This window comes from Ruoffia tabacinasalis, from assembly GCF_042652985.1.
In the GTDB taxonomy this organism is placed as follows: domain Bacteria; phylum Bacillota; class Bacilli; order Lactobacillales; family Aerococcaceae; genus Ruoffia; species Ruoffia tabacinasalis.
In genome coordinates this window covers 1-7,834 of sequence record NZ_JBHSHQ010000067.1, presented here as the reverse complement: position 1 = coordinate 7,834, position 7,834 = coordinate 1, and the positions used below count along the sequence as shown (strand labels likewise).

Here is a 7,834-nt window from a genome sequence, read left to right as displayed (position 1 = left end):
TACTAACATTTTACACGAACCTGTTATGGGTTTCTTTATTTGTCGCACTTAATTTTACAATTCATCATATAAAAAGAAAGGGTGGTTACCATCGAAAGCAGTACAAAAACTAAATACATTAATAGCAATAGTCTGTACACCAATATTTTTTCTATTTCATTAATATTATATTATATAATACAGCTTCTTTCGCCTCAGTATTTTTTAGTAAGTACTATAATGTTACTGGCAGTAATTATATTTTATAATTTAGTAACATTTAGAGTGAACTTAGAATTTAATCATACATTTTTTTTAATGACTTTATTCTTGATAATACAGTTAATTGGGCCATTAAAAGTAGGGAGACTTTATGAAGGTGCAAATAACTTTATATTATCACTAATTGTAGGCTACCTAATATATCTTTCATTAAGTAAATTGAGGTTAATAAACGACAATGAGTTTCTAATTAAACTGATATTCATTGCAAACTTTTTTGTGTTTATTGGAAATATTATTCAGTTTATATCACCTGAACTCTTAAAAACAATTAATTCAATACATTTGTCAGATACTCATCTATTAATGAATAATAATTTTTTGGAAAATAATGTATTAATTGGTTTTACTCATAATACAGGAGTAAATGCGATTGTGATTTTTATTAATCAATTTTTTGTTTTTATTAGTATTTTAAAAAGTAATAAATTTTTAAAATCTAAGATAGTAATATTCTTTTTATTGTATTATTTAATTTTTTTAACCCAACGTCGTGGAGTTTTATTATTCTCAATTATTATTTTTGTTTATTTGTTCTTTTTGCTCAATAAAATAAAACCTAAGTATATTTTAATATCTTTCTTTGTATTATCCATATTTTATTATATGTTGTTCTATACTGCCCCTGGGAACGATATTCTTATAAGAACATTTGAATCAAATGACATTACAACTGGACGAACAAGTTTATATAATTTGATGATAAATAATTTTAAAAATAATCCAATATTAGGAACTGGGGTTTTTTCTACTATTTCTTTTTTGCCAACGTATCATGGGCATAATGTTTACCTAGAAGTTTTAAGTGATTATGGAGTTTTAGGTTTTATTCCATTTGTGTTGATTATATTGATTAATATTTATAATAACCACATTGCTATTGTTAGAACGAAAAATAATATATTAAAGTTATCATATGTATTTACAATTGGGCTACAATTATTATTTGCATTGTTATGTTTATTGGAGATTCCACTGTATGAAAATTATATGTTAATCTTATACGTAATTATACTAGCTTTATTTAGAAATATTAATTTTATTGAAAAAAAGGAGAAAAATAATATCTAAGATAATTGGATGTACTAAAACTACGCATAGCTTTTTCTTTAGTTGAAGATTAGGATTACCGAATAAAGATGAGAATTTAATCAATTAAAAGCTCATAGCAAAAAATTATGATATTCTAGAGGATATCAGAGACATAAAATAATAATTTAGCATAACACTTTATATGTCATATTCAGTGACTACAATACAAAGTGTATGGAATTGGAGATAATGAAAATGAATGATCCATTGATAAATATAAGTGTAATTATGCCAATTTATAATACAGCTCAATTTTTAAAAACTGCACTTGACAGTATACTTGACAACGATATTTCTAATATTGAGATAATACTTATAAATGACGGCTCGACTGACAATAGTGAAAATATATGTTTGAAGTATGTCTCTAAGTATGAAAATATTAGATATTATAGTCAAACAAATTCTGGACAGGGTACTGCACGTAATTTTGGTGTTAGTATGGCAAAAGGAACATATATATATTTTATGGATAGTGATGATTATTTAGAAAGTAATGCGTTGGACAAATTATATTCAATGGCTGTATCAGAGGATTTAGAAGGGATTTTCTTCGATGCTGAGCTATTCTATGATTCTCAATTTAACCAGAATGAAAAGTTACCTTTTTCTAATAAAAAAATCTACCAACGTGATTCGTCACTTGGGGTATTTAATTCTGGACAGAATTTATTGAGTGAATTTACTAGTCAAAACAATTATACTCCCTCACCATGTTTATACTTTATAAAAAGAGAGATTATTGTAAATAATGGACTTAAATTTCCTGCAGGTATTATTCATGAGGATGAATATTTTATGATCAGTTTACTACTTCATTTAAAGAAATGTAAACATATAAATGAACGTCTTTTTTACAGAAGAGTGCGTGAAGGGTCAACAATGACAATAAAAAACAATTCTAAATCAATGGAGGGATATGCTACAGTTATTTTGTTATTAGATAAACGAATAAATGATAGTATATTTAGCAATAATTACAATAGACAGATGTATTTAAAGCTATTATATAGTTTTTATAGTGCTTTTTTGAAATTTTATAATAATATAGATGATAATGAAAAACTTCAAAAAAAAGAATTGATTGATGAAACTCTTAGAGTAGTAAAAAATAAATATAGATACTTTAATTGGCGTGGATTCATATCAACAGTAAATTACCCCTTGTTTCTTTTTTTATCACAAATCAAAAAAAATATTAAAGTCTGTTCTAATGAGAATTAAACAAAACGGTTCAAAGGCTTGAAGTATAGTTAGCATTACTTCACTAAGTAAATTTTTTATGACTTTAATGATAAAATTAATGCTTAAATATATTGTATTGATTAGTGTTTGCTATAGACTATATATTTAAGAAGAAGGAGCAAGTATGAATATAAAAAATGAATTAAAAACTGGAATAATTTATAATTCTATAGGTAAATATTCTAATTTATTAATTTCTATCTTAGTTCAGATAGTCCTTTCCAGATTATTGACACCTGATGAATTTGGAATAGTAGCGATTGTAAATGTGTTTTTAGTTTTCTTCCAGTTGCTAGCAGATTTTGGTATAGGACCTGCAATAATACAAAGAAAAGACTTGGAAAATGTAGAGATAAATCATATATTTAGTTTTTCAGTATTTTTTTCAGTATTCTTGACATTAGTATTTGCACTACTTGCTAAACCGATTAGTAGCTTCTATCAAAATATAATATTAATAAAAGTGGTACCTATAATGAGTATTGCTTTACTCTTTAATAGTTTAATGATGGTTCCGCAAAATATACTTTTGAAAGAAAAAAGGTTTAAAATTTTTAATCTCACTCAAATTTCAGGGAGCATAGCTAACGGTATTATTTCAATGTTGTTTGCATTTCTTGGTTATTCATATTATGCGATAATTTTAGGAAATATAGCAAGAGCGGTATTACAGTTTGTTATTTATATATTTAATACAAATCTAAAATTTTATATAAAATTTTCATTCGAACCACTCAGAAAAATATTTGTCTTTTCAAGAAATCAACTCTTTTTCAATGTAATTAATTATTTTTCAAGAAATCTTGACAGTATTTTAATAGGTAGATATATGCCAACTGATCAGCTAGGGTATTATAATAAAGCATACCAGTTGTCCCTTTATCCGAACACTATATTTACGAGTGTGATTACTTCAACTATTCAACCTGTTTTTTCAAGTTATCAAAATCAGGTTGATAAAATAAAATCGGGGTATCTTACAATAGCAAAAGTTTTAGCGAATTTCGGAATACCTTTGTCAGTGCTTTTGTTCTTTTCGAGTAGCGAGATTATCATTTTGTTTTTTGGCCCACAATGGGATCAAAGTATTTTGGTATTTCAAATATTGTCAGTATCTATTTGGATACAGATGCTTCAGTCAAGTACCGGAGCATTTTTTCAATCAGCTAATCGAACTGATTTATTATTACTTTCAGGAACTCTATCAACAATTATAAATATTATTGGTATTGCTGTTGGTGTTTATCTTGGCTCAATATTTTGGGTTGCGACGATGTTAGTAGTTACGTTTACATTAAACTTCATTCAAACCAATTATTTACTTTTGAATAAGGCATTTAACTCTTCAATGATAGATTTTTATAAAGTTTTGATCAAGCCAATCTTTATTGGATTTCTTGAAATAATAGCGTTTCTAGCTCTACCAGAGTTGAATTTTGGGATTTTTATAAATCTAATTATTAAAGGGATACTTTTTGTAGTGATTTTATTATTTGGAATGTTAATTACAAAGCAATTTACGGATGTTGTAAAATTATTGAGGAAATAGACATTTTTATAGATATGCTTAGGTTGATTATCAATTTCTGGTATTCAATGATACATAAAATACAATTAAAGTCTGCTCATACTTTTCACAACAATAACTTATTAGATTAAAAAGGAGACAACTTATGAACATAACCGTTGTAGGGCTTGGCTATGTAGGACTTTCTAACGCCGTCTTACTAGCCCAACATAACAATGTTAGAGCGTTGGAGATTGTCCGAGCCAAGGTTGATTTGATTAATCAAGGACAGTCACCAATTAAGGATAGAGAGATTGAAGACTTCCTAGCGAATGGAAAGCTTCAACTGGAAGCAACGATTGATAAGGATTATGCTTATGGGCATCAGCCGGAATTTGTTGTAGTTGCGGCGCCGACTGATTATGATGATGAGAATGATCAGTTTAATACTGAAGCTTTAGAGAGTGCTTTGGAAGATGCTTTATCTTATTCGCCTGAAGCAACCATTATTATTAAGTCAACGATTCCTGTAGGCTATACTAAACGTATTAACGAGAAGTATCAGACTGATCGTATTATATTCTCACCTGAATTCTTGCGTGAAGGTAAGGCATTATATGATAATTTACATCCTTCACGTATTATTGTCGGCGAGGTATCCGAGCGTGCTCAGAAGTTTGCTGAATTGATGAAGGAAGGGGCTGTTGATCCATCAGTGGATATATTATTAATGCCTTCAACTGAAGCAGAAGCGGTTAAGTTATTCTCTAATACTTACTTAGCTTTACGTGTGTCTTACTTTAATGAATTAGATACGTATGCTGAGTCTAAAGGGTTAGATACTAAATCAATTATTGACGGCGTTAGTCTAGATCCCCGTATCGGAGACTATTATAACAACCCTTCTTTTGGTTACGGTGGATATTGTTTACCAAAAGATACTAAACAGATGCTTGCGAACTATAAGGATGTGCCAAACAATTTAATTCGTGCGATTGTGGATTCTAACGTAACACGTAAAGAGTTCATTTCGAGCCAAATATTGAAACAGGAGCCAAAAGATGTCGGTATCCATCGTTTAACAATGAAGACAGACTCTGATAATTTTCGACAAGCAGCGATTTTTGACATTATGAAGCAAATTCGTGCTGAAGGTGTTGAAGTGGTTATTTACGAGCCAACAATCAAAGAAGAAACCTTTGAAGGGTATCGAGTTGTTAATGACTTAGCGACATTCAAGTCAATAACGAGCAGTATTTTAGCGAACCGTATATCCGAAGATATTCAAGATGTGAGCCATAAGGTTTACACACGTGATGTATATAATAATAATTAGATTTATTTGTAATATTAATTTATGGGGCTTCATTTTTTGTGAAGTTCCTTTATTTTATAGTTATTAAGAAGGAGAATGATTATGTCAAAAGTACGTAAGGCAGTGATTCCAGCTGCTGGATTGGGAACACGTTTTTTACCCGCTACAAAGGCGATTGCGAAGGAGATGCTTCCAATTGTAGATAAGCCAACGATTCAGTTTATCGTTGAGGAAGCCATTGCTTCAGGGATTGAAGATATTATTGTAATCACTGGAAAAGGCAAACGTCCAATTGAAGATCATTTTGATGCGAATTTTGAATTAGAGTATAATTTGCAAGAAACGGGTAAAGATGAATTACTTGCCTTAGTCGAAGAAACAACGGAAATTCGACTGCATTTTATACGTCAGAAACGACCTAAAGGTTTAGGGGACGCGGTCTATCAAGCACGCTCATTCGTTGGTAATGAGCCATTTGTGGTTATGTTAGGGGATGATATCATGGTCGATGATGTCCCTTTGACCAAGCAATTGATTGATAATTATGACAAGATGAAAGCATCCACGTTAGCAGTTATACCAATACCCCATGAAGAGACGTCTAAGTACGGTGTGATTGATCCGACATCTGAAGTAGAAGAGGGAATCTATGCAGTTAACAGCTTTGTTGAAAAGCCTGATCCTGAAGATGCACCAAGTAACCTAGCCATCATTGGTCGTTACTTATTGAAGCCAGAGATATTTAATATTCTTGAAACGCAAGCACCAGGGCGAGGTGGTGAAGTACAATTGACAGATGCAATTGATACTTTGAATCAAACGCAACGTGTCTTTGCCTTAGAGTTCAAAGGGAAACGTTATGATGTAGGAAATAAATTAGGGATGTTAGAGGCTAATATCGAGTATGGGCTACAACATCCGGAACTGGAGGATGGCTTGAAGGATTACTTGATGAGAGTTGTGGAACGTTTTTAATTATAGGTAGAGTTTTTGTTAGTGTTGGTGAGAGGAACCCTTTCATTAACACTTTTTTATTATTTCTATGTAGGAATCGTATAATATATGTAAGTTATTTATATTGTGTATATCGTTCATAGGGCAGAGTTATTTTGTTATAATGGGGTAAGTCTTAGTTAGTAAATAAATTGGGGTTAGGTGAATTGATAATGAAGAAAGTTCTAATTACAGGAAGAAATAGTTATATAGGGAATAGGCTTGCTGCATGGTTAGCTCTCTGGCCAGAAGAGTATCAAGTTGATAAGGTATCCTTGCAAACTGATAATTGGCAAGATATCGACTGGAGTGGTTATGATTCAATTATCCATGTGGCGGGAATAGCACATAATTCATCAAATAAGTCATTAGAAAATTTGTATTATTCAGTGAATCGTGATCTAACTGTGCGAGTGGCCAGCAAGGCTAAAAAAGAAGGTGTAAAGCATTTTGTTTATATGAGTAGTATGATTGTCTTTGGGACTGATCAAGCTGATATTAGACAAGATACAGTGCCTAAGCCAGATAATTTCTATGGGGATAGTAAGTTGCAAGCTGAGCGCGAGTTAGAGCGATTAGAATCCGAAGATTTTCGAGTGGCTTATGTTCGTCCGCCAATGATTTATGGTCATGAATCGAAAGGGAATTATCCTAGACTTTCTAAGTTAGCTAAAGTTACACCACTTTTCCCTGATTATGATAATAGACGTAGTATGTTACATGTAGATAACTTATCTGAGTTTCTAAGGTTAGTTATTGATAACCAGGACGGAGGTTATTACCATCCACAAAATACAGAATATGTCACAACAACGGATCTTGTTATAGAAATTGCGGAGGTATCCAATCATCGTATAGGTGTGACCAAGCTGTTTAATCCGTTGATTAAAAGTATGATGAGCATCAATGTCGTTAATAAAGTTTTTGGTGACTTGTATTACGAACAAGCAATGAGTGAGTATCACACAAATTATAATGTCAGAGGTTTTAGTGAGTCGGTGCAAGAGACGGAGTTGGGTTAGTAGAGTATTTTTTGGGGGAGAGTCGTATCATAATCCTCCTTTTTTTGTGTTCACTCTAAATACCCTTACATTTTGCTCCCATATTACTGTATTTTTTTCCATTCTAAAGAAATTTTGTTATATTATGGTTCTACGATTTATGATATCAGTAAGATTTACTTACCAACATCATAAATTGAAGAACCCTTTTTGATTTTTATAATTTTTATTTCTTAATCTTAGTATATAACTTGAAATAAAACTTCAAACCTTTATAATCACTCTGAGAAAGCGTTTTACTAATTTGTATTGTAGTTCTAAGTTAATCAGAAAGGAATGATGGTGTATGGTGTTTATGGCAATATAAAAGTACAGAAGATTGCAACGAAAAAGTACATAGCCTAGCAATAAAAAAAGGCC

The 7,834-nt window shown here is 30.8% G+C and carries 6 protein-coding genes; all 6 read left to right on the top strand.

The annotated features are described in order from the left end of the window. The first annotated feature begins 219 nt into the window (after positions 1–219). A complete protein-coding gene (locus tag ACFO5Y_RS10865; protein ID WP_197105314.1) occupies positions 220–1,332 on the top strand; it encodes an O-antigen ligase family protein in 1,113 nt (370 codons plus the stop codon). Between the two features lie 216 nt (positions 1,333–1,548). Then, positions 1,549–2,577, top strand: coding sequence for a glycosyltransferase family 2 protein (locus ACFO5Y_RS10860; RefSeq protein WP_197105313.1), 1,029 nt, complete (start codon positions 1,549–1,551; stop codon positions 2,575–2,577). 145 nt (positions 2,578–2,722) lie between these two features. Beyond that, on the top strand, positions 2,723–4,147 hold the full coding sequence (locus ACFO5Y_RS10855; protein ID WP_197105312.1) for a lipopolysaccharide biosynthesis protein: 1,425 nt from the start codon (positions 2,723–2,725) through the stop codon (positions 4,145–4,147). Positions 4,148–4,271: 124 nt separating this feature from the next. After that, a complete protein-coding gene (locus tag ACFO5Y_RS10850) occupies positions 4,272–5,441 on the top strand; it encodes a nucleotide sugar dehydrogenase (protein ID WP_197105311.1) in 1,170 nt (389 codons plus the stop codon). 81 nt (positions 5,442–5,522) lie between these two features. Next, positions 5,523–6,395, top strand: a complete 873-nt coding sequence (gene galU, locus ACFO5Y_RS10845) for a UTP--glucose-1-phosphate uridylyltransferase GalU (protein ID WP_197105310.1) — start codon at positions 5,523–5,525, stop codon at positions 6,393–6,395. Between the two features lie 191 nt (positions 6,396–6,586). After that, positions 6,587–7,435, top strand: coding sequence for an NAD-dependent epimerase/dehydratase family protein (locus ACFO5Y_RS10840; RefSeq protein ID WP_197105309.1), 849 nt, complete (start codon positions 6,587–6,589; stop codon positions 7,433–7,435). The last annotated feature ends 399 nt before the right edge of the window (positions 7,436–7,834 follow it).

Excerpts from the sequence above, each read along its gene's own strand:
- ACFO5Y_RS10865 (WP_197105314.1), top strand. The coding sequence starts at position 220 with ATGTTACTGGCAGTAATTATATTTTATAATTTAGTAACATTTAGAGTG.
- ACFO5Y_RS10860 (WP_197105313.1), top strand. The coding sequence starts at position 1,549 with ATGAATGATCCATTGATAAATATAAGTGTAATTATGCCAATTTATAAT.
- ACFO5Y_RS10855 (WP_197105312.1), top strand. The coding sequence starts at position 2,723 with ATGAATATAAAAAATGAATTAAAAACTGGAATAATTTATAATTCTATA.
- ACFO5Y_RS10850 (WP_197105311.1), top strand. The coding sequence starts at position 4,272 with ATGAACATAACCGTTGTAGGGCTTGGCTATGTAGGACTTTCTAACGCC.
- galU (WP_197105310.1), top strand. The coding sequence starts at position 5,523 with ATGTCAAAAGTACGTAAGGCAGTGATTCCAGCTGCTGGATTGGGAACA.
- ACFO5Y_RS10840 (WP_197105309.1), top strand. The coding sequence starts at position 6,587 with ATGAAGAAAGTTCTAATTACAGGAAGAAATAGTTATATAGGGAATAGG.